This is a genomic window from Vineibacter terrae (assembly GCF_008039615.1).
Taxonomy (GTDB): domain Bacteria; phylum Pseudomonadota; class Alphaproteobacteria; order Reyranellales; family Reyranellaceae; genus Vineibacter; species Vineibacter terrae.
Window position 1 is genome coordinate 12,607 of sequence record NZ_VDUZ01000040.1, and the last position, 19,441, is coordinate 32,047.

15 protein-coding genes and 2 pseudogenes are annotated in these 19,441 nt (G+C 68.8%); 7 read left to right on the top strand and 10 right to left on the bottom strand.

Translation table 11 applies throughout. The features are described from left to right. The first annotated feature begins 423 nt into the window (after nt 1-423). Nucleotides 424-1,615 (top strand): annotated as a pseudogene (gene murA / locus FHP25_RS28775) (UDP-N-acetylglucosamine 1-carboxyvinyltransferase). Nucleotides 1,616-1,733: 118 nt separating this feature from the next. Here murA and FHP25_RS28780 read toward each other — a convergent pair. After that, nucleotides 1,734-2,858, bottom strand: a complete 1,125-nt coding sequence (locus tag FHP25_RS28780) for a protein kinase family protein (protein WP_147850437.1) — start codon at nt 2,856-2,858, stop codon at nt 1,734-1,736. A gap of 388 nt (nt 2,859-3,246) precedes the next feature. On the opposite strand from FHP25_RS28780, the pseudogene FHP25_RS28785 reads away from it, so the two are divergent. Continuing rightward, nucleotides 3,247-4,341 (top strand): annotated as a pseudogene (locus FHP25_RS28785) (IS110 family RNA-guided transposase); the annotation flags it as partial. Nucleotides 4,342-5,029: 688 nt separating this feature from the next. Continuing rightward, nucleotides 5,030-5,674 carry a glutathione S-transferase family protein gene (locus FHP25_RS28790; protein ID WP_147850438.1) on the top strand — a complete coding sequence of 215 codons (645 nt, stop codon included), beginning with the start codon at nt 5,030-5,032 and terminating at the stop codon, nt 5,672-5,674. Nucleotides 5,675-5,910: 236 nt separating this feature from the next. Here FHP25_RS28790 and FHP25_RS28795 read toward each other — a convergent pair whose 3' ends face one another. Continuing rightward, nucleotides 5,911-6,309 (bottom strand): hypothetical protein, encoded by a 399-nt coding sequence (locus FHP25_RS28795; protein ID WP_147850439.1) that lies wholly within the window; start codon nt 6,307-6,309, stop codon nt 5,911-5,913. 170 nt (nt 6,310-6,479) lie between these two features. Between FHP25_RS28795 and FHP25_RS28800 the strand changes: the two genes are divergently transcribed. Both FHP25_RS28800 and FHP25_RS28805 read left to right on the top strand, forming a co-directional pair. Continuing rightward, the gene (locus tag FHP25_RS28800; RefSeq protein WP_218578680.1) at nt 6,480-7,613 is read left to right on the top strand and encodes an MGDG synthase family glycosyltransferase; all 1,134 of its coding nucleotides are present in this window, start codon (nt 6,480-6,482) and stop codon (nt 7,611-7,613) included. Nucleotides 7,614-7,758: 145 nt separating this feature from the next. Continuing rightward, entirely contained in the window at nt 7,759-8,607 is an 849-nt protein-coding gene (locus FHP25_RS28805; RefSeq protein WP_178133856.1) for an enoyl-CoA hydratase/isomerase family protein, read from the top strand. On the opposite strand, the gene FHP25_RS41545 is transcribed toward FHP25_RS28805, so the two are convergent. The 4 genes from FHP25_RS41545 to FHP25_RS28825 form a co-directional block, all read right to left on the bottom strand. Next, nucleotides 8,604-8,897: a pilus assembly protein HicB gene (locus tag FHP25_RS41545; RefSeq protein WP_218578682.1), complete on the bottom strand. Its 294-nt coding sequence runs from the start codon at nt 8,895-8,897 to the stop codon at nt 8,604-8,606. The genes FHP25_RS28805 and FHP25_RS41545 overlap by 4 nt on opposite strands. A gap of 648 nt (nt 8,898-9,545) precedes the next feature. Next, entirely contained in the window at nt 9,546-10,640 is a 1,095-nt protein-coding gene (locus FHP25_RS28815; protein WP_147850441.1) for a malate/lactate/ureidoglycolate dehydrogenase, read from the bottom strand. Between the two features lie 202 nt (nt 10,641-10,842). Continuing rightward, nucleotides 10,843-11,646: an enoyl-CoA hydratase-related protein gene (locus FHP25_RS28820; RefSeq protein WP_147850442.1), complete on the bottom strand. Its 804-nt coding sequence runs from the start codon at nt 11,644-11,646 to the stop codon at nt 10,843-10,845. 13 nt (nt 11,647-11,659) lie between these two features. After that, nucleotides 11,660-12,523, bottom strand: coding sequence for a DUF2272 domain-containing protein (locus FHP25_RS28825; RefSeq protein WP_178133857.1), 864 nt, complete (start codon nt 12,521-12,523; stop codon nt 11,660-11,662). Between the two features lie 127 nt (nt 12,524-12,650). Here FHP25_RS28825 and FHP25_RS28830 point away from each other — a divergent pair, with 127 nt between their 5' ends. Further along, nucleotides 12,651-14,021 (top strand): MFS transporter, encoded by a 1,371-nt coding sequence (locus FHP25_RS28830; protein WP_178133858.1) that lies wholly within the window; start codon nt 12,651-12,653, stop codon nt 14,019-14,021. Between the two features lie 136 nt (nt 14,022-14,157). Here the strand turns inward: FHP25_RS28830 and FHP25_RS28835 are convergent, their stop codons facing one another. Continuing rightward, nucleotides 14,158-15,066, bottom strand: a complete 909-nt coding sequence (locus tag FHP25_RS28835) for a LysR family transcriptional regulator (protein ID WP_147850445.1) — start codon at nt 15,064-15,066, stop codon at nt 14,158-14,160. 80 nt (nt 15,067-15,146) lie between these two features. On the opposite strand from FHP25_RS28835, the gene FHP25_RS28840 reads away from it, so the two are divergent. Then, complete coding sequence (locus tag FHP25_RS28840; RefSeq protein WP_147850446.1) at nt 15,147-15,575, top strand: hypothetical protein; 429 nt, start codon at nt 15,147-15,149, stop codon at nt 15,573-15,575. A gap of 15 nt (nt 15,576-15,590) precedes the next feature. On the opposite strand, the gene FHP25_RS28845 is transcribed toward FHP25_RS28840, so the two are convergent. The 3 genes from FHP25_RS28845 to FHP25_RS28855 form a co-directional block, all read right to left on the bottom strand. Continuing rightward, on the bottom strand, nt 15,591-16,748 hold the full coding sequence (locus FHP25_RS28845; protein WP_147850447.1) for a CaiB/BaiF CoA transferase family protein: 1,158 nt from the start codon (nt 16,746-16,748) through the stop codon (nt 15,591-15,593). Nucleotides 16,749-16,783: 35 nt separating this feature from the next. Then, nucleotides 16,784-17,974: a CaiB/BaiF CoA transferase family protein gene (locus FHP25_RS28850; protein WP_147850448.1), complete on the bottom strand. Its 1,191-nt coding sequence runs from the start codon at nt 17,972-17,974 to the stop codon at nt 16,784-16,786. A 206-nt stretch (nt 17,975-18,180) separates the two neighbouring features. Next, complete coding sequence (locus FHP25_RS28855; RefSeq protein WP_147850449.1) at nt 18,181-19,359, bottom strand: acyl-CoA dehydrogenase family protein; 1,179 nt, start codon at nt 19,357-19,359, stop codon at nt 18,181-18,183. Nucleotides 19,360-19,441: the final 82 nt, after the last annotated feature.

Sequence of the window (19,441 nt, forward strand, 5' to 3'; positions counted from 1 at the left end):
GCCTGACGGCGGCTCCGTGCGTGGAGCGGACGACACGCCCGAAGATCGGCCCGGCGACGGCCTCGCCCCTTGCGCCGGGGCCCACGAAAGCGCCCGTTGGCCCCGGCGGCGGGAACGCAGACTACTGTCATGCTTATAGATAATTCTCCGCGAGAGATCAATTCATTTCGTCGAGTCGACACCGCACCCGACAGCTCACCCTCGTCCCTGCTGCGCGCGGAATGACAGTCCAGATTTTCCGGGCGCAAGCTCTCCCTTAGGCTGGGGGCGCGAATCAGTGGAGCCGCGCCAATGCATGATCCGTCCTTGACCGCCTTGCATGCGGCGGCGCCGTGATGGCGTCCGCAGCAGGGCCAGCGGCTCGCCATACGCGGCGGCCGGCCGCTGGCGGGAACCTATGCGATCAGCGGCGCCAAGAACGCCGTGCTGCCGCTGATGGTGTCGGCATTGCTGACACCTCATCTCGTGACATTGCGCAACGTGCCGGCCAGCCTCGACGTCGCCGTGCTGGCGGCGCTGCTGCAGCGCCTTGGCGCCGGCCTGCAATGGTCGACCAGCGCCGGCACGCTCTGCCTCACCATCTGCGCCGATCGCATCCTGGCGGGGAGCATCGAGCCTGACCTGGTCGCGCGCATGCGCGCATCGGTGCTGCTGCTGGGCGCGCTGCTGGCCCGCTGCGGCGAGGCGCGCCTGCCCTTGCCCGGTGGCGACGCCATCGGCCTGCGCGGCATCGATTTTCATGTCGCCGGCCTGCGGGCGATGGGCGCGCGGGTCGAGCTGGCCGATGGCATGATCCACGCGCGCGCGCCGGCCGGCTTGAAAGCCGCCGATATCCGCCTGCCGCTGCCTTCGGTCGGCGCCACCGAGAATCTCATGCTGGCGGCCGTGCGCGGACGGCACGACCGTGATCCGCAACGCCGCGCGCGAGCCGGAAATCGCTGATCTCGCCCGCTGCCTTGTCGCCATGGGCGCGACGATCACCGGCCTTGGCAGCCATACGCTGACCATCACGGGCGGCGCGTGTCTCATGGGAGCCGTGCATACGGTCATGCCCGATCGCATCGAGCTGGGCACGCTCGCCTGCGCGGCGGCGGCCACCGATGGCGAGATCCTCCTGCAGCACGCGCAGCCCGACTTGCTGGGCGCCGCCGGGCCTGTGCTGGCAGCCGCCGGCGTCGAGCTGTGCCCGACCGGTCACGGCGTCGTGGCGCGGCGCTCCGCGACTGGCGTGACCGGCACGGATGTCGTGACCCAACCCTATCCCGGCTTCGCCACCGACCTGCAGGCGCCGATGATGGCATTGCTGGCGGCAGCGCGCGGTGCCAGCGCCATCACCGAAACGATCTTCGAACAGCGGTTCCGGCATGTCGACGAGCTGCGCAAGATGGGTGCCGACATCACCGTGCGCGGCCGGACCGCCTGGGTACGCGGCGTGCCGTCGCTGCGGGGCGCGGCCGTATCCTGCACCGACGTCCGCGCGGCGGCGGCGCTGGTGATCGCGGCGCTGGGCGCCTCAGGCGAGACGGTCATCGACGGGCTGGACCACCTCGATCGAGGCTATGATCGGATCACGGAAAAGCTCGTGGCATGCGGCGCGGTGATGACCCGGGCATGAGCCGCGCCGCCGGCCGCGGTGGCAACAGTCTCGATGCAGGGGCGATCGCATATGGCTCTTCTGCCGTCCCGAGCGCCGCGAGGGATGACCGGTATGTCAGCGACCGATGTTCCAGGTTCTAGACGTGCCTGCTGCGGCGCTTGAAATCCTTGTAGGCGGCAAGCGACTCCAGGAGCAGCGCATCGGCGCCGTCGCTCGCCATGTGATACTCGTTGACCAGGACCCATTTGCGGTAGGCTTGGTCGTCGCGCGCGTCCTTGATGGCCTCCTGGGTCGCCTCTTCCGTGCCTTCGCCTTCCGCCATGAGCCGAAGAAGGCGTTTGCGGACGCGGAAGCTGCGGATCGTGTCCTCCGTCGCGCCATCCTTGCGTAGCTTGTCCTTCCAGCCTTGGCCGCGGGCCAGCAGCGCCTGCATGGCCTCGTAGGCGCCATTCGCAACATTGGTCTGGAAGGTCGGCTTGCCGGAGCGTGCCTGCTCGATCTGCGGTCCGGCATCGGGATGGTCGTTCTCGGCCGTGGACAGGAACAGGTCGAACAGCAGGCCCGCTTCGTGCTTCGCCAGCTCGACATTGCCGGCAGCCAGGCTGCCCCACTGGACACCCATGCCGCCGAGGTAGCGGCCCCAGGGCGCCGTGGCGTCGAAGACGTGTGGCTGGAAGGCGTTGTCGATCGCCACGGCATTCGGCGATCCGTCGCTGCTTTTGGCCATGAACAGGTTCTGCTCGTGGTACCAGCCTGCGAGCTTCGGATCGAAGCCGATCTTGCCGGCAAACATCCGGTCCGGGTTCCCGGCGAACGCATCCGCCGCGATGACCTTGCCGAGCGCGATCTGGAACGATCGATCCTGGATGACGGCCAGGAATTCATCCACGGCATCTTCGCGCTTCGCCTTGAGCGTGGCGCCCTCGGCGAACTCCATCAGCAGCACGTGCTTGAAGCTCGATTTTGCCGATTCGAACGCCTTGCGCAGCGCCGCCAGCTCGAAGGCGATGTTCGCAACCGCATGCGAGAGAATGCCGACGTCGATCCTCGATGCCAGACGCACCCCGGGCGTGCTGCCGCCTGCCACCTTCATGATGCGCGTGCCGGCAAGCGCTTCCGTCGGAGCCTCATTCTGGAACTTCACGACGAGCTTCTCGCCGCTGTCGTTTTCGAGCAGGAAGAGAACCCCCTTGTGGCCCCCCTTCAACTCACGCATGCCGGTCAGCTTTCCCGGCGCAATGGGGTTTTCCGAGAGCTTCATGACCGCCTCCCTGCGCAATTGGCCGGCCATCGCTGCCGGCCCCGCAATGACGTCAGGGACCCGAGTGTGTTGCACGTTCCGGTTGAGGTCAATTCGGCCGAGCCGCCATCGGTCCAGGCTGGACTGGATCGGCGGATGCTTCGGCGCCGCAGACCGTTACTGCCCGGAACTGCCGCGCCGCTGCCGCGCGCAGGCCCATCAGCCGGGTCGCGTCGCGTAGCTCGTGCCGGCGATCTCCGGCGGCAAGGTGCACGGTGCGCCATTCGCGGGAGATCCCTTGCTGCGCTCGAGTCCATATGTCCGGTCAGGCGACCGGCCCCCTTGCATGCGAGAACGAGGATTGCGGCGGGAGGTCCGCCGCCGAGCCTCAAGCATGAGGAGACCGGTCATGGAGAAAGATACGCTGTACGTAGGTCTGGATACAGACAAGAAGCATATCGACGTGGCGGTGGCGGAGCCGTTGCCGGCCGGCGAGGTGCGGTACTGGGGCAAGATCGCCAACGATGCCGCATCGGTGGAACGGCTGCTCAAGCGGCTGTGTCGGGACGGTCGGGATGTGGTGCTGTGCTACGAGGCCGGGCCCTGCGGCTACGGGCTGTACCGGCAGCTTGCGGGACGGCCTGGGGTGCGCTGCGATGTGGTGGCGCCCTCACTGATCCCGCGCCGGCCGGGCGAGCGGGTGAAGACGAACCGGCGCGATGCGCTGGCCCTGGCGCGGCTGCTGCGGGCGCAGGAGCTGACGGCGATCTGGGTGCCGGACGCGGCTCACGAGGCGATGCGCGATCTTGTGCGGGCCCGGGCCAGCGCCGTGACGGCGGTGGTGCGCTGCCAGCAGCAGATCGGCGCGTTCCTGCTGCGCCAGGGGATCCTCTACACGGCCGGCCGGCCGTGGACGAAGAAGCACCGGCAGTGGCTGGGCACGCTGCGCTTCGAGCAGGCGGCGCACCGGCTGATGTTCGGCGAGGCGCTGCTGGCGCTGGACCAGGCGGCAGCGCGGCGCCAGCGCTTGACCGAGCACATCGAGGAGCTGGTGCCGAGCTGGCCGCTGGCGTGGCTGGTGGAGGCGCTGCAGGCGCTGCGCGGCTTGCGGCTGATCAACGCCGCGGTGCTGGTCAGCGAGATCGGCGACCCGCGGCGCTTCGCGACCCCGCGCAAGCTGATGGGCTTCCTGGGCCTGGGCGTGTGCGAGCATTCGACCGGCGACAGCGTCCGGCGCGGGCGCCTGACCAAGACCGGCAGCAAGCGCGACCGCAAGGCCCTGATCGAGGCCGCCTGGACCTATCGCGCGCCCGCCCGCAAGCCCAAGGTGCAAGCCTCACGCCAGAATGCCGCCGTGCAGGCCATCGCCGAGAAGGCCAACCATCGGCTGAGCCGGCGCTACCGCTACCTGGTCCGGCGCGGCAAGCTCTCCAAGGTCGCGGTCGCTGCCGTGGCGCGCGAGATGCTGGGCTTCGTCTGGGCCATCGCTCACGCCGCCGCGCCGGCACAGCAGCAGCCCCACGCCACAACCGTGGCCCACACCACCAGGGGTTTGCGAGGCATGCGGAAATCTTCGGTGATACGCACGCCTGCGATGCCCCCCAACAGCGACGCCGGCAAGCAGTGCCCGCCGGCGTCGGCCGCATCACCGTGAGTTCCCGGCCGGCTATTCCTTGGCAGGTTGCTCCCCAGCAGCGCCTGCCGCCGCTTCGCCGGCCGACCGCAGCTTACGCCCTCCCGTCCACCACCACCAGGAGACCCCCCGTCTCGACAGCCTCGATGCATCGGCCTGGGAGCAGGCCGCAGGTGAGGGGAGCCCTCGTTGTCATCCAGAGCGGCCCAGCCGGGCTACGCACGATCTCGAGTCCGAAGGCAGCCCCTGTGACGAAACCTTGGTCATGTGAAACTTACGCATCAGAGATCGATCAACCGTCGCAGCTCAAGCCTGCTCCCAGACCCATGCACCGACTTCACACGCCCTCGCCTGTGCCGGACCACTCGGCGCAAAACTATTCTGCGGCCTGGGCCTTGAAAGACCGGACATCAGGGATGACGGAAGGGGAACTGGCGGCGTTGCGCCCTATGCGTCCGCGGCCCCGCTCCGCCTGGAGCAAAAAATTCGGCGGCGCTGTCGACTCGGCGCCGGCTCGCACGTCCTTGGGGTATCGCGCTGATGCAAAGGAGCACGGTACATGATCACGATCTCCGCCTTCCGATGGGTTCCCGATTTCGCGCAGGGCCAGGTGCGCGATCTGCGCGCGCGCTGGGCGCTGGAGGAGGCTGGCCTGCCTTACAGGACGCGCCTGCTCGAGCAGGGCGACCAGGACAAGCCGGACTATCGCGCGCTGCAGCCCTTCGGCCAGGTCCCGATCCTCGAGGAGGACGGTCTCGTCCTGTTCGAATCGGGCGCCATCGTGCTGCATATCGGCGAAAGGAGCGAAACGCTCCTGCCGAAGGACAAAGTCGCCCGCGCCCGCGCGACGCAGTGGCTGATCGCGGCGCTCAACTCGATCGAGCCATTTCTCATGAATGTGGCGCTGATCGATATCTTCTACGCCAACGAGGAATGGGCAAAGCTGCGCCGGCCGGGTGCCGTCGAGTTCGCGCAGAAGCGCCTGTCGGCGCTCTCCCGATCGCTGGGCGACAAGCCCTATCTCGATGGTGACCGCTTCACGGCCGGCGACCTCATGATGACGACGGTGCTGCGCATCCTCAAGGATACGGACATCGTCACGAGCGACAGGCGGCTTGCAGCGTATATCGAGCGCTGCACCGCGCGGCCAGCCTTCAGGCGCGCCTTCGACGCGCAGATCGGGGATTTCAGGCAAGCCGCGTAGCCGGCCATCACAAGCCGGCCTGACAGCGGCGCGAGCCGGCCCATGCCTGGCCGGTTCGATCATCCGGGGCCGTCGGCGCGTCGGCGCTTGTGATCTTTCTTCCTCCAAAGGGCAGGGCGATCGCATATGCTGCCGTTCACCCCTCGCACCGCTGCCGCGGGGCGAGGAGACGGCACCGGTGCTCTCGTATGCGATCGGGATGACTGTCGCGACTCAGCTTCGACCGACAGCCGGTACTACTGCGATGGAAGGCCCCGCCGGCCATCGTCGATGATGAAGCAGAAGACGCGCCCATAGGTCTCGCAAAGATGCGTGCCGCCGTCCGGCGTCGGCATGACGATGATCTTGCTGCGCGGCACGACCAGCCACTCGCGACCGTCCCACACGCGATAGCTCCCGTCGGCGCCGCGCTCGGACGGGGCCGGACGGCAGTCGCCGGTCTGACCGTCGGCGGAGCCGTTGCAGCAGCGCGAGCCGGTGTCGGGCTGGCGCAGATCCTTGTACCAGTCGTGGTGCTCGGCGTGCCCATCGCCGTGCCGGCCCGAAGGCGCAGGCGACTGCGCCGCGGCATCCGGCGGCCAGACGATCATGCAACCGCAGGCGATGACTGCCAGCCGATCCCTGAGCTTGCGCATGGATCCTCCAGGCTGGAGGCGCATCCCTATCAATAGGCCATTCCGGGGGGAGGGGCGAGTCCCGTCGCTGCCGGCCGTGGCCGACCGGACGGCGGATCCGGCAGATGATGCTATCCTGGACAGCTGGGTTCACCAGCGTCCGTGGGGCATGCACCGTGAAGAAGATCCTCATGTTGAGCGTGAGCGCAGGCGGCGGCCATGTCCGCGCCGCGGAGGCATTGCGGGCGCACGCTGCCACGCATCCGGCCGGCATCGAGGCCACGCATCTCGATGTGATGGATGTCGTGTCATCCGGCTTCCGCGCGCTGTACACGGACCTTTACGTCGACCTGGTCAACAACCAGCCGGCGCTCTGGAGCTATCTGTACCAGAAGACCGACGAAGCATCGCCGCGATCGCTCGCCCAGCGGATTCGCCGGGCCGTCGAACGGCTCAACTGCCGGGCGCTGCACGCATACATCAGGCGCCACGCGCCCGACGCGATCATCTGCACGCATTTTCTGCCGGCGGAGCTGCTGTCGCGGGAGCTGCGCCAGGGCAACCTGCATGTGCCCGTCTGGGTGCAGGTGACGGACTTCGATCTTCATCGCATGTGGCTGGTGCCGGGCATGCGGGGCTACTTCGCCGCCAATGACGAGGTCGCCTGGCGCATGGTCGAGCGCGGCCTGTCCGCCGACGCGGTGCATGTCAGCGGCATCCCGGTGATGCCGGCCTTCGGCCTGCCGCCGGACCGCAAGGCCTGCGCTGCCGAAATCGGCCTCGATCCCGGGCGCCAGACGTTCCTGATGATGGCCGGCGCCGCCGGCCTCGGCGGGCTGGATGCGCTGGCCGCACGCCTGCTGCGCGTGGCGAGCGATTTTCAGCTGATCGCTCTGGCGGGGCGCAACGAGAGCATGCTCGATGCCTTGCGCGCGGTGGCGAAGGCGCACCCCGCACGGTTGTTTCCCCAGGGCTTCACGCATCGGGTCGAGCGCCTGATGGCCTGCACCGACCTCGTCATCACCAAGCCGGGCGGGCTGACCACGTCCGAGTGCCTCGCCATGGGCGTGCCGATGATCGTCAACTCGCCGATCCCAGGCCAGGAGGAGCGCAACGCCGACTACCTGCTGGAGCAGGGTGTCGCGTTGAAGGCGATCGATGCCGCCGCCCTGGAATACCGCATCCGCCTGCTGCTGGAGCACCCCGGGCACCTCGACGCGATGCGGCGCCGGATCGTGCCGCTGGGCCGTCCGCATGCGGCAAGGGTCGTGCTGGACACAGTGCTGGCGGCGGATTCGCCTGATGGCATCGATGCCCGGGCGTGAGCGCAGCGGCGGGTTGCCCGGCGCCACCATTCCACACCAGCTCAGGCGAGCGATAGCGGCCCACAAGGCGAAACCGCGGCGGACTTGCACGGGCGCATGCGGATCGGCTGCCATAGAGTTGAGCTCCCCGAACGACGAGGCACCCATGGGACCGAAGCTGGTCGACTATCTTACCTACGAGCCGGAGGAGAGCGGCATCCTCTGGATCAGGTTCAACCGCCCCGACCGCCTGAACGCGCTCGTCGGCACGGCCGAGGAGAACGGCACGGTGAGCAAGGTGGGCGAGTACATGCGCGCCGGCGACGACGATCCCGACATCCGGGTCATCGTGCTGACCGGCGTGGGGCGCGCCTTCTGCGCCGGCGCCGACCTCAGGTCACGGCCGTCGCCAGACGTGACCGGCCCCAACTTCCCCGGCAACCGCGGCCCGCATGAAGGGCCGGACGCCGCGCGCGAGCACTTCTTCCACGGCCTCACCAAGCTGCATCGCGACATCTCGCTGATCCGCAAGCCGACCATCGCGATGATCAACGGGCCCGCGGTCGGCGCCGGCATGGACATGGCGCTGCACTGCGACATCAGGATGGGCTGCGAGAAGACCCGCTTCGTCGCCTATCACAACGCCGGGCAGATCATCGAGAACGGCGGCTCGTACTATCTGCCCAAGATGGTGGGGCTGGGGCGGGCGCTGGAGTTCGCCTACACCGGCGAGCTCGACGCCGAGCGCGCCCATGCCTGGGGCCTGCTCAACCACCTGGTGCCGTCGGAGCAGCTGGAGGAGGCAACGCGCGCGTTGTGCCAGCGCATCATCGGCATCCCGCCGCTGGTGCAGTGGGTCGGCAAGCGCGTCATGCGCGCGGCGCTCGACAGCACGCTGGAGACCACCATGGTCCTGACCTCGAACGCCGGCGGAATCCTGCAAAGCTCGGAGGACGCCCAGGAGGCAAGGCGCGCCTTCGCCGAGAAGCGCCGGCCGGTGTTCAAGGGCCGCTAGCGCCTGGCCTTGACCGGTCGGCCGGCCGGCCGGGTTTCAGGGCCGTCAATGCGATCGGCCTCGCCGGGTGCCTCCTGCCGTGCACGGTCGAGATAGTACAGAAGATCGGTCGGTTTCGCTGCTCCTGCGCGTGCCTTCAAGAAGGTAGCGGCCGTCTCCACGACCCCCACCTTCTCAGCGACCGCGGCTGCGATCCATTGATTAAGCGAAACGCCATCCTGCAGTGCAAGCCGCGCCGCAGCATGTTTCACCGACTCCGGCAACTTCAACGGGTAGGTCTTCTTGCTCATGGCATCAACTCCTGCAAAAGCTGAGCTGGTGTCCGTACGGGCACGCCGAACAGGGCAGCAGCTTGCTCGAAGTCCCGAGTCTTGTGCGTCACAAGGGCGGCTGCTCTACCGTTCACCGCGGCCTCAGGCTCTGCTCGTCGATGTCCCACGGGCTGCCTTTTGGTTGCGTATAGACGCTAATATGCGCAAGTACGGCGAATCTATACGCAACCAACCCGCATCGACGCAATCATGGTTGCGCATAGGCAAGAGAGCTTGCGCATAAAGGTCAACGGCCGATCAAGGTTCGGGCTATTGCCGGCTATCGGTTGAAGGTGAGTCGTGACTGTCATCCCGGGAGTGTGTGACTTTAATCCTTCCCCCGGAGGGGGAAGGTGTCCCGAAATGACGTTTCGACGCTGTCGCGTCGAAACGTCAGAGGTGGATGGGGGATGTTTGAACGAATTCGCTGGTCCTCAGTCACACCGAATCCGTTGCAACATCCCCCTTCCGGCGCTTCGCGCCACCTTCCCCCTCCGGGGGAAGGATAAGATCACAAGCTCCGAGCGCCGCGAGGGATCTCCCGCGAATGGCGCACCGTGCGTCGCTTGCAGGAGATCCCTCGCTGCGCGGGATGACGGGTGTATCAGCGATCGGCGCTTCCAGACGCTAGACGCCCGCGAGGGCCTTGACCTCCGCCTCGCTGAGGCCCACCAGCCGGGCCGTGTCGCAGAGCTGGCCCCAGGTCGTCTCGTCGATGGCGATGCCCTTGGCCAGGCGGTCGGTGCGGCGCTGGCGCTCGGGCTCGCCCGGAACCAGCACGGAGGCGACGCCGGGCTGCGGCCGCGACGACTTCACCCAGGCGACGAAGTCCTGCGTGTCCTGCCGCCAGACCTCGCTGCCGCCCAGCCTGGCCGGGTCGATGATGATCGACAGCATGTTGTTCACGATGTCGCCGGTGTTGTGCTTGATCGTCTTGGGCGAGTGCGTCAGGCCGCCGGTCAGGGCGCCCGCGAGGATGTCGCAGATCACCGCCAGGCCGCCGCCCTTGTGCAGGCCGAACGGCAGGATAGCGCCGAACGGGCCGTTGCCCCACATCACGCCCGGATCGGTGCTGGGATTGCCGTCGTGGTCGATCAGCAGGCCGGGCTCCATCTGCTCGCGCTTGTTGTAGGCGACGCGCACCTTGCCCATGGCGACCTGGCTGGTGGCGAAATCGAGCACGATGTGCTCGCCGTTGTCGCCGGGGATGGTGCAGCAATAGGGATTGGTGGTGAAGCGCGCCTCGGCGCCGGCAAACGGCGCCACCAGCGACTTGTGGCCGTGAACGTTGACATAGTGGGTCGAGATCAGGCCGGCGTCGGCGCACTGCTCGCCCCAGGCGCCGATGCGGCCGATATGGTGGCAGTTGCGCAAGGCCACGACGCAGACGCCGTGCGCCTTGGCGCGCTCGATGCCGAACTGCATGGCCTCGCGCGCCACCACCTGGCCGTAGCCCTTGCCGCCGTCGACGGTGATGAGGGGGCCGTTGTCGAGCACGATCTCGGCGTGCCAGTTGCGCTTGCAGTCGCCGGCGCGGGCGTTCTCGATGTAGCGCGGCACCATGCCGACGCCGTGGCTGTCATGGCCGAACAGGTTGGCGAGCACCAGGTTCTCGGCGACGATGGTCGCCTCCTGCGCGTCGCTGCCGTCCTTCTCGCAGATGGCCTTGACGAAATCGGTCAGCCGGTCGGCCCTCACGATCACTTCACCGACATTGGCCATGGGACGTTGTTCCTCCTGGATTGCGACACGGTGGGGTCATAGCACAGGACGCAGGGGCGTGCCGCTCTGCCTTCCGTCATCCCGAGCGTAGCGAGGGATCTCCTGCGAAAGACGCACGGTGCGCTTGCCGCAGGAGATCCCTCGCTACGCTCGGGATGACGGCTTGGGCTGCCGCAGGGCTTCGCGCCATCGACGAAGCTGACTACCCCGGGTACCAGCTCGGCTTGCGCTTCTGGCGGAAGCTGTCGAGGCCTTCGGTGGCCTCCGGCGAGCGGCGCTTGGCGGCGTGCTGGCGCACCAGGCCGTCATAGGCGACGTCGCCGACATCGAGGCCGGCATAGGCGCGCGCCACGGCCTTGGTCTGGGCGTTGGCGTCGGCGGCGTTCATCAGCAGCATGTCGATGAAGGCTTCGGCCGTCTTGTCGAGATCGGCGGCGGTGCAGACCTCGTGCACCAGGCCGATGCGGCGCGCCTCGGCGGCGCCGAAGCGCTCGCAGGTGAGGGCGTAGCGGCGCACCTGGCGCACGCCGATGGCGGCGTTGAGCTGCGGCACGATGATGCCGGCCATCAGGCCCCAGCGTGTCTCGGTGATGGAGAACTGCGCATCCTCGGTCGCGATCACCAGGTCGCAGGCGGCGACGATGCCGGTGCCGCCGCCGAAGCAGCCGCCCTGCACCAGCGCCAGCGTCGGCACGGGCACGGCGTCGAGCCGGCGGATGGCCTCGGCGGTGGCGCGCGAGACGCGCACGTTCTCGTCCTCCGATTGCGCCGCCACGGCGCGGATCCAGGCCAGGTCGGCGCCGGCCTGGAAGTGCTTGCCGTTGCCGCGCAGCACCACCAGGCGCAGCTTGTCGTGCTGTCCCAGCGCGTCCATGGCGGCATGCAGGCCGTCGATCATGGCGCCGTCATAGGCGTTGTTGACGTGCGGGCGGTTCAGCACGACCGTGGCCACGCCCCGCGCGTCGATGGACCACAACACGGGCTTCTCGCCGGCGACTGCGCTCATGACTGTCATCTCCTCAAGGCAACCTGTTCTCGACCACGATGAACCAGGGCCGCTCGATCGTGCGCAGCGGGCGGCCGTCGGCATCGAGCGGCAGCAGCGACCTGGACACGGTGTCCTGCACATTGCCGCCGATGGCGCTCATCGTGCGCCGCCGCGCGTCGATCTCGACCACGATGTCGCAATGGCCGAAATCCATGGCGTCCAGCGCCGCGTCCCAGCTCTGCTGCGCGCGCGTCCCGCTGGGCAGGAAGATGACGCGCAGCACCGCATCGGCCTCGCCCCGCCGCGTGGCGCAGATCAGGTCGCCGGGCCGCGGCGCGTAGGTTTCCAGCGGATGCGGCACGAACAGCGGTATCTGATGCCGGTCCGGCGCCGCGGCATAGGCGCGGTAGCGGCGCAGGATGTCCTTGAGGTAGGCCGAATGCAGCGGATCGAAGCGGAAATCGCGCGCCTGCACGCCGGCGCTGCGCAGCGCCGCGGAGATGAACACCGCCGACCAGGCATTGCTGCAGACCGGCAGCTGCGGCGGGTCCTGGCGTGAGGATGCCAGCTCGGAGCGGTCGGGCGTTCCCGTCACCGGGGTCCAGTAGGCGCTGCGGATGTGCTCGCACAGGCGCCGTTCCGGCGCGGCGTCCTCGGGCCAGCGCGCCGGCTCGGGCGGTCCGACGCGGCGCAGATCGACGACATGGCCGCGTCCGCGCGCACCGAAGGCCTTCCACTCGCCGTCGAGCCACGCCAGCAGCGCCTGATGCGCTCCCGGTGCGTAGCGTTCGCGGGCGTCGCCGGTTTCCGGCGGCGGCTCGGGCGCGACGGCGGCGCATGCCGTGAGCGACAACGCCACTGCCGCGCCGATGATGGAATGACGCAGGCCAACCATGGTCGGGCCGGACCGTAGCACGGTGCGCGTTCGGCGCCATGCCGCGAAAACGCCATGCGGCGTTGCGTCCCCCGGCCGGCTGCGCCATCGTGCGCCACCACAGCCGGAAGAAGCGTCGGGAGGGGGCATGCGTCTGTCGCGCGTATCGTTGTTGGCGTTCATCTCGCAGGCTTTGCCGGTCGCCGGGCTGGGCCTGCCGATCGTGGTCTACCTGCCGCCTTTCTACGCCGACGAGATGGGGCTGGGGCTGGCGACGGTCGGCTGGATCTTCATGATCACGCGCTTCTTCGACGTCGCCATCGACCCGGTGTTCGGCCTGCTCGCCGACCGCCACGGCACGCGCTTCGGCCGCCGCAAGCCGTGGATCGCGCTGGCGCTGCCCATCCTGATGCTGAGCGTCTGGATGATCTTCGCGCCGGCCGGCACGGTGGGCGGCACCTACCTGCTGTTCTGGCTGCTGGCGATGTATGTGGGCTGGACCTTCGCCACCATCTCGATCCTGGCCTGGAGCGCCGAGCTGGCCACCGACTATGACGCGCGCACGCGCATCCAGGGCGCCTACCAGGCGGCGCTGATGGTCGGGCTGATCACGGTGCTGATCATCCCGGCGGCCTACGAGCTGATGGGCGCCCCGGCGCTGCGCGACAAGATGCGCGGCGTCGGCTGGTTCATCATCGTGCTGCTGCCGATCACCTTCATCGCGGCGCTGGCCTGGGTGCCCGAGACCAAGGTGAGCGAGCGCGCCGAGGCGCATTGGCGCGACGTGGTCGGGGCGCTGGTCGGCAGCCGGCCGTTGCGGCGCCTGCTGGCGGCTGACCTGCTGGTCGGCCTGTCGAGCGGCGTGTCGGGCTCGCTGATCGTCTTCATCGCGCGCGACGCGTTCGCGCTGGGGGATCGCTCGGGCGTGCTGATGCTGGCCTATTTCGTGACCGGGTGCCTGGCCATCCCGTTCTGGGTGTGGCTCAGCAAGCGGGCCGAGAAGCACACGGCGCTGATCTGGGCCCAGCTCTACTCGCTGGTGCTGCTGCCGGTGTTCCTGGTGGCGCCGCCGGGGAACTTCTGGGCGGCGCTGGCGATGATCGCGCTGTTCGGCCTGCCCTATGCCTCGCACCGCTTCCTGATGAAGGCGATGATGGCCGACATCACCGACGACGACCAGGTGCGCACCGGCCGCATGCAGGCCGGCGTCTATTTCGGCCTGCTGGCCATGACCGAGAAGATCGGCCTAGCCCTGGCGGTCGGCATCACCTATCCGCTGCTGGAGTGGATCGGCTTTCGCACCGGCACGCGCAACGACGACGCGGCGCTGCATGGCCTGGTGCTGCTGTTCGTGCTGCTGCCGGCCATCCTGCACGTGTTGGCGGCGCTGGTGCTGTGGCGCTTCCCGCTGGGCCGCGCCGCCCAGCGCGACCTGCGCCGGCGGATCGAAGGAGATTCCCTCTCCGCCCGCGAAGCGGGGGGAGAGGGCGGGGCCCATCGCGAAGCGATGGGAGGGTGAGGTGGGTGCTCGAACGAAGGTGATCCATCCTGCCTGATCCAGCCTCGCTTCAACACCCACCTCACCCTCCCATCGTGCTGCGCACGATGGGCCCCTCCCTCTCCCCCCGCTTCGCGGGCGGAGAGGGGTAGCTCCGTCACAACTCCCAGGGCGGGGGATCGAACTTGGCGGACAGGAAGTCGACGAACGCCGTCACCTTGGGCGGCAGCAGGCGGCGATGCGGATAGACGGCGTGGATCGGCACCGCGTCGTCGGGCGTGAAGGGCGTGAGGACCTGCCTGAGCCGCCCCTCGCGGATGGCCTTGGCGACCGTGAGCCGGGTGAGCCGCACGACGCCGACGCCGGCTTCGGCGAGATGGTAGAGCATGTCGCCGTCGTCGGCGCGGCAATTGCCGCGCACCTGCACCTCGCGCAGCTCGCCGTCGATCACGAACGGCCAGCGGTTCATGTGCATGCGGTCGCGGAAGCCCAGGCAGTTGTGGCCCGACAGGTCGGCGGGATGCAGCGGCTCGCCATGCGCCGCCAGGTAGGCGGGCGCCGCCACCACGACCCGGCGGTCGGCGCCGATCTTGCGGGCCACGAAGCTCGAATCGGCCAGCACGCCGATGCGGAAGGCGACGTCGAAGCCTTCCTGCACCAGGTCGACGACCCGGTCGGTGAAGGAAAGGTCGAGCTCGACGCCGGGATGGAGCTTCAGGAACTCGGGCACCAGCGGCAGGATCTGGTGCGAGCCGAACGCCAGCGAGGTGGTGACCTTGAGCAGGCCGCGCGCCTCGCCGCCGCGCTGGCCGATCGCGGCCTCGGCGGCCTCGACATCGCTTACGATGCGGGCGGCGTCGCGGTAGAACGCCTCGCCGGCCTCGGTCAGCGCCAGCTTGCGCGTCGTGCGGTTGAACAGCCGCACGCCCAGCCGCTCCTCCAGGCGCGTGATGAGCTTGCTGATCGCGGACGGCGTCAGGCCCAGCTGCGGCGCGGCGGCAGAGAAGCCGTTGGCCTCCACCACCTTCACGAACGCCGTCATGTCGCCGATACGATCCATCGCCATGATTGTTGACGTAAATTCACGATGACGCGGATTCTGACGTCAGTTATGAGCGAATCAACCTAAATCCGGTACGATGCGCCATGGCGAAGAAACCCGCACCGCTGCCCAACGCGTTGAAGCCCTGGGCCGAAGCGCAACAGCGCTTTCACCTGTCGCACGCCCACGTGCAGATGGCGCGCGAGCTAGGCCTCAATCCCAAGAAATTGGGCAAGCTTGTCGGCACCAAGCAGCAGCCCTGGAAGCTCAAGCTGCCGGACTATATAGTCAAGCTCTACGCCAAGAACTTCGGTAAGACGCGGCCCGATGTGGTCCGGTCCCTGGCCGAGGTGGCGTCGGCGCAGGCTGACAAGAAGGCGGCAGGACATGATCGCAAGGCCGCGATGCGGGTGTCGCTGGCCAGCTTCGAGGCGCACCATCCGCCGTGGCCCGATGATGACCAGCTGATCCCCGAGGCTCCGGACTACGAAGGCGTTGTCGACGAAGCCGAGTCGCCGCCAATGTGGACCTGATCGCCGACCGGCGCCTCAGATCACATCCTTCTCGCGCAGCCGCGCGATCTCGTCGTCGGCATAGCCCAGGTCGCGCAGGATCGCGGGCCCGTGCGCGCCCAGCTCGGGCCATGCGAAGTCGATGCGGCCCGGCTCGTCGCGGAACTTGATGGGGATGCCCAGGTGCTTCAGGCCGCGCCCGTCGGTCACCACCATCTTGCGGTGCTGCACATGCGGATCGTGGATCGCTTCCAGCATGTCGTTCACAGGTGAGACGCAGACGTCGCGGCCCTTGAACCAGTCCATCCACTGCGCCAGCGTCTTCTGCCGGAAGGTCTGGCGGAAGAAGTCGCGCACCGGGTCCTCGACCGGTCCGGGGCCCTGCTGGCAGAGCGCGACCAGGTCGGGACGGCCCAGGTCGGTCAGCAGGTTGCGGGTGAACTTCAGCTCCGAGCCGCCGAGCACGAGATGGCGCCCGTCGGCGGTCTCGTAGATGTTGTACATCGCATGTCCGCCCCAGGTGCGCTCGTGGCGCGGATTGGGCATGCGGTTCTCGCCGAACACCGGGCCCATCACGTTGGGCATCCAGGCCAGCAGCGTGTCCATCATGGCGATGTCGATGTAGTCGCCGCGGCCGGTCTGGGTGCGCCGCAGCAGCGCCATCAGGATGCCGTTGAGCGCCATCAGCGAGGCCGTGGCGTCGGCCGCCGGCACCGCCGGCATGGCCGGCCTGCCGTCGGCGCCGGTGTTGGCCGCCAGCAGCCCGAGCTCGGCCTGGATGCCGAGATCGTGCGTGGGACGGTCGCGCGACGGGCCGTCCTGGCCGTAGGCCGAGATCGAGCAGTAGACCACGCGCGGGGCGCGCGCCTTCACCGCCTCGTAGCCCACGCCCAGGCGGTCGACCACGCCGGGCCGGAACGACTCGACGATCACGTCGGCGCGCTCGGCCAGCCGCATGAAGATGTCGACGGCCTGCTTCTGCTTGAGATCCAGCATCAGGCTGCGCTTGCCGCGCTGCGTGTTGCGGAAATACACGGTGCTGCCGGCCTCGCGCACGCCGATCTGCCGCGTCGGCTCACCGCCGGGCGGCTCGATGCGGATCACGTCGGCGCCGTGGTCGGCCATCATCATGGTCAGATGTGGGCCGGGCAGGAAGGACGACAGGTCCAGCACCTTGATGCCGTCAAGCTTCATCAGAGACATTCCTGGATGGTGGTTCGATGGGCATGCTAGATCACGCCGTCGCGCTGCAGCGCCTCGATCTCGGCCGCGGTGAAGCCTGATTCGGCCAGCACATCGGCGCCGTCGGCGCCCAGCGCCGGCGCGGCGCGCGCCGGCAGAGGCTCGCCGTCGAGGCGGATCGGGTCGGCCAGCAGGTGCAGCGTGCCCAGCTCGGCATGCGGCATCGACTGGACGCCGCGGCGCTCGTGCAGGAAGCCGTTGTCGAGCGCCTGGGCCAGCGTCAGCACCGGCGCCAGCGGCACGCTGCCGGCCAGGCCGGCCATCCATTGCGCCGTCGTGCGCTGCGTGAAATGCCCGTCGAGCACGTCGCTGAGCGCGGCGCGGTTGGCGCGGCGGTCGGCGGGCGTGGCGAAGCGCGGATCCGTGGCCAGGGCCGGCGCGCCGATGCCGGCGCAGAGCTTCTCCCAGAAACGCTGGGTCTGGCACATCACGAACAGCCAGCCGTCGGCGGTCGGGAACAGCTGCGACGGCGCGATGGAGGGATGCGCCGAGCGCGGCAGGCGCGTGGTCTCGGCGCCGTGGTTCAGGTACCAGGCGGCGGGGTAGGTCGTCTGATGGATGGCGGTGTCGTAGAGCGACACGTCGACGTCGCGGCCCTTGCCGTCGCGCCGCGCGCCGACGATGGCCGCCAGCAGCCCCAGCGCCGCGGTGAGCCCGGTGAGGTGGTCGACCACCGACAGGCCCATGCGCGCCGGCGCCGCGTCGGGCTCGCCGGTGACGGCGACATAGCCGCACTCGGCCTGGAGCAGGTAGTCATAGCCGGGCCGGTCGGCGCGGCTGCCGCCGCGGCCATAGGCCGAGAGGTGGCCGCAGACGATGCGCGGGTTGTGCGCCGCCAGGTCGGCATAGGCCAGGCCGAGGCGGCCGGGCTGGCTGCCGCGCAGGTTGTTGAACACGGCATCGGCACCGGCGACGAGGCGATGGAAGACCGCCCGGCCGCGCGCCGCCTTGAGGTCCAGGCACAGCGAGCGCTTGTTGCGGTTGTAGGGCTGGAAGAACGTGCTGTCGTGCGCGCCCAGATGGTGCGGGCCGACCCCGCGCGACATGTCGCCGCCCGAATCGCGCGCCTCGATCTTGATGACGTCGGCGCCGAGGTCGGCGAGGTGCACGGTGCCGAACGGGCCGGCGCCGTAATGCTCGACGGTCAGGATGCGGATGCCGGCCAGCGGCAGGGTCACGGCGCGGCTCCCCCTTCAGGCATCATTGAGGCTTCGGCGCCTCTGGCGACGGGCCGGACCGCGCCGCTCCAGCGGCGCACCGGCGCGCAGCGCCGGATCATGAGCGTCGCTGGAGCGACGCGGTCCCAGCCGTCGCCAGCATCGCTCGTGGTCGCACGAACCACGGCAAGATCCCTCGCTGGCGCTCGGGATGACGTCAGCCCTGCTCACACCGGGTTCCGCTCGATGAGCTGGCGGGCGATGATCAGGCGCTGGATCTCGTTGGTGCCTTCGCCGATGCACAGCAGCGGCGCGTCGCGATAGTAGCGCTCGACGTCCATCTCCTTGGAATAGCCGTAGGCGCCGTGGATGCGCAGCGCCTCGGTGGCGTTCTCCAGCGCCGCCTCGGTGGCGAACAGCTTGGCCATGCCGGCCTCCATGTCGCAGCGGCGGCCGTCGTCATAGGCCCTGGCCGCCTGCTCGACCAGCAGCCGCGCCGCCTCGGTGCGCGTGGCCATGTCGGCGAGCTTGAGCGCGATCGCCTGGTGCTGGTGGATCGGCTTGCCCATGGTCTTGCGGATCTGGGCATAGCCGGTCGCCGCCTTCAGCGCCGCGGTGGCGACGCCCACGCCGCGCGCCGCCACGTTGATGCGGCCCAGCTCCAGGCCGCCGGCGGTGTGCACGAAGCCCTTGCCCTCGACGCCGCCGATCAGGTTGGCGGCCGGCACGCGATAGTCCTGGAAGATCAGCTCGGCCGAATCGATGCCCTTGTAGCCCAGCTTCTCGAGCTTGCGGCTGACGGTGAAGCCCGGTCCCTTCTCGGCCACGAACATCGACAGGCCCTTGTGCCGTGGCTCGATGTCCTGGGTCTTCACCAGGATGGCCACGCAATGGCCGTGGATGCCGTTGGAGATCCAGGTCTTGGTGCCGTTGATCACGTAGTGCTCGCCGTCGTGCACGGCGCGGGTGCGGATGGCCTGCAGGTCGGTGCCGCAATCGGGCTCGGTCAGCGCCAGGCCGCCGCGCAGCGTGCCGGAGGCGAATTGCGGCAGGTAGCGGCTCTTCTGCTGCTCGGTGCCGAAACGCTGCACGGCCGAGGCCATGATCAGGTGCGAGTTGAAGATGCCGGACAGCGACATCCAGACCTCGGCGACCTCGGTCACGATCCTGGAATAGGTCGACGCGCCCAGCCCCAGCCCGCCATAGGCGCGGCGGATGGTGGCGCCGAACAAGCCGAGCTCGGTCATCTGCTCGACCATCTCGGCCGGCCAGACGTCGTCATGCTCGAGCTGGCGCGCATAGGGCTTCACGTCGCGCGCCAGCCACTTGCGCACCGAATCGAGGATCTGGGCTTCTTCCTCGGGCGTGACGGCCTCGTTGTCGAGGCGTTCTGTCGCTTGGGTCATGTCGGTTCCTGGTTCCTCCCCCAGCGAAGCTGGGGGAGGTGGCCGAAGGCCGGAGGGGGAGACAACGAGGTCTTGGCAACTG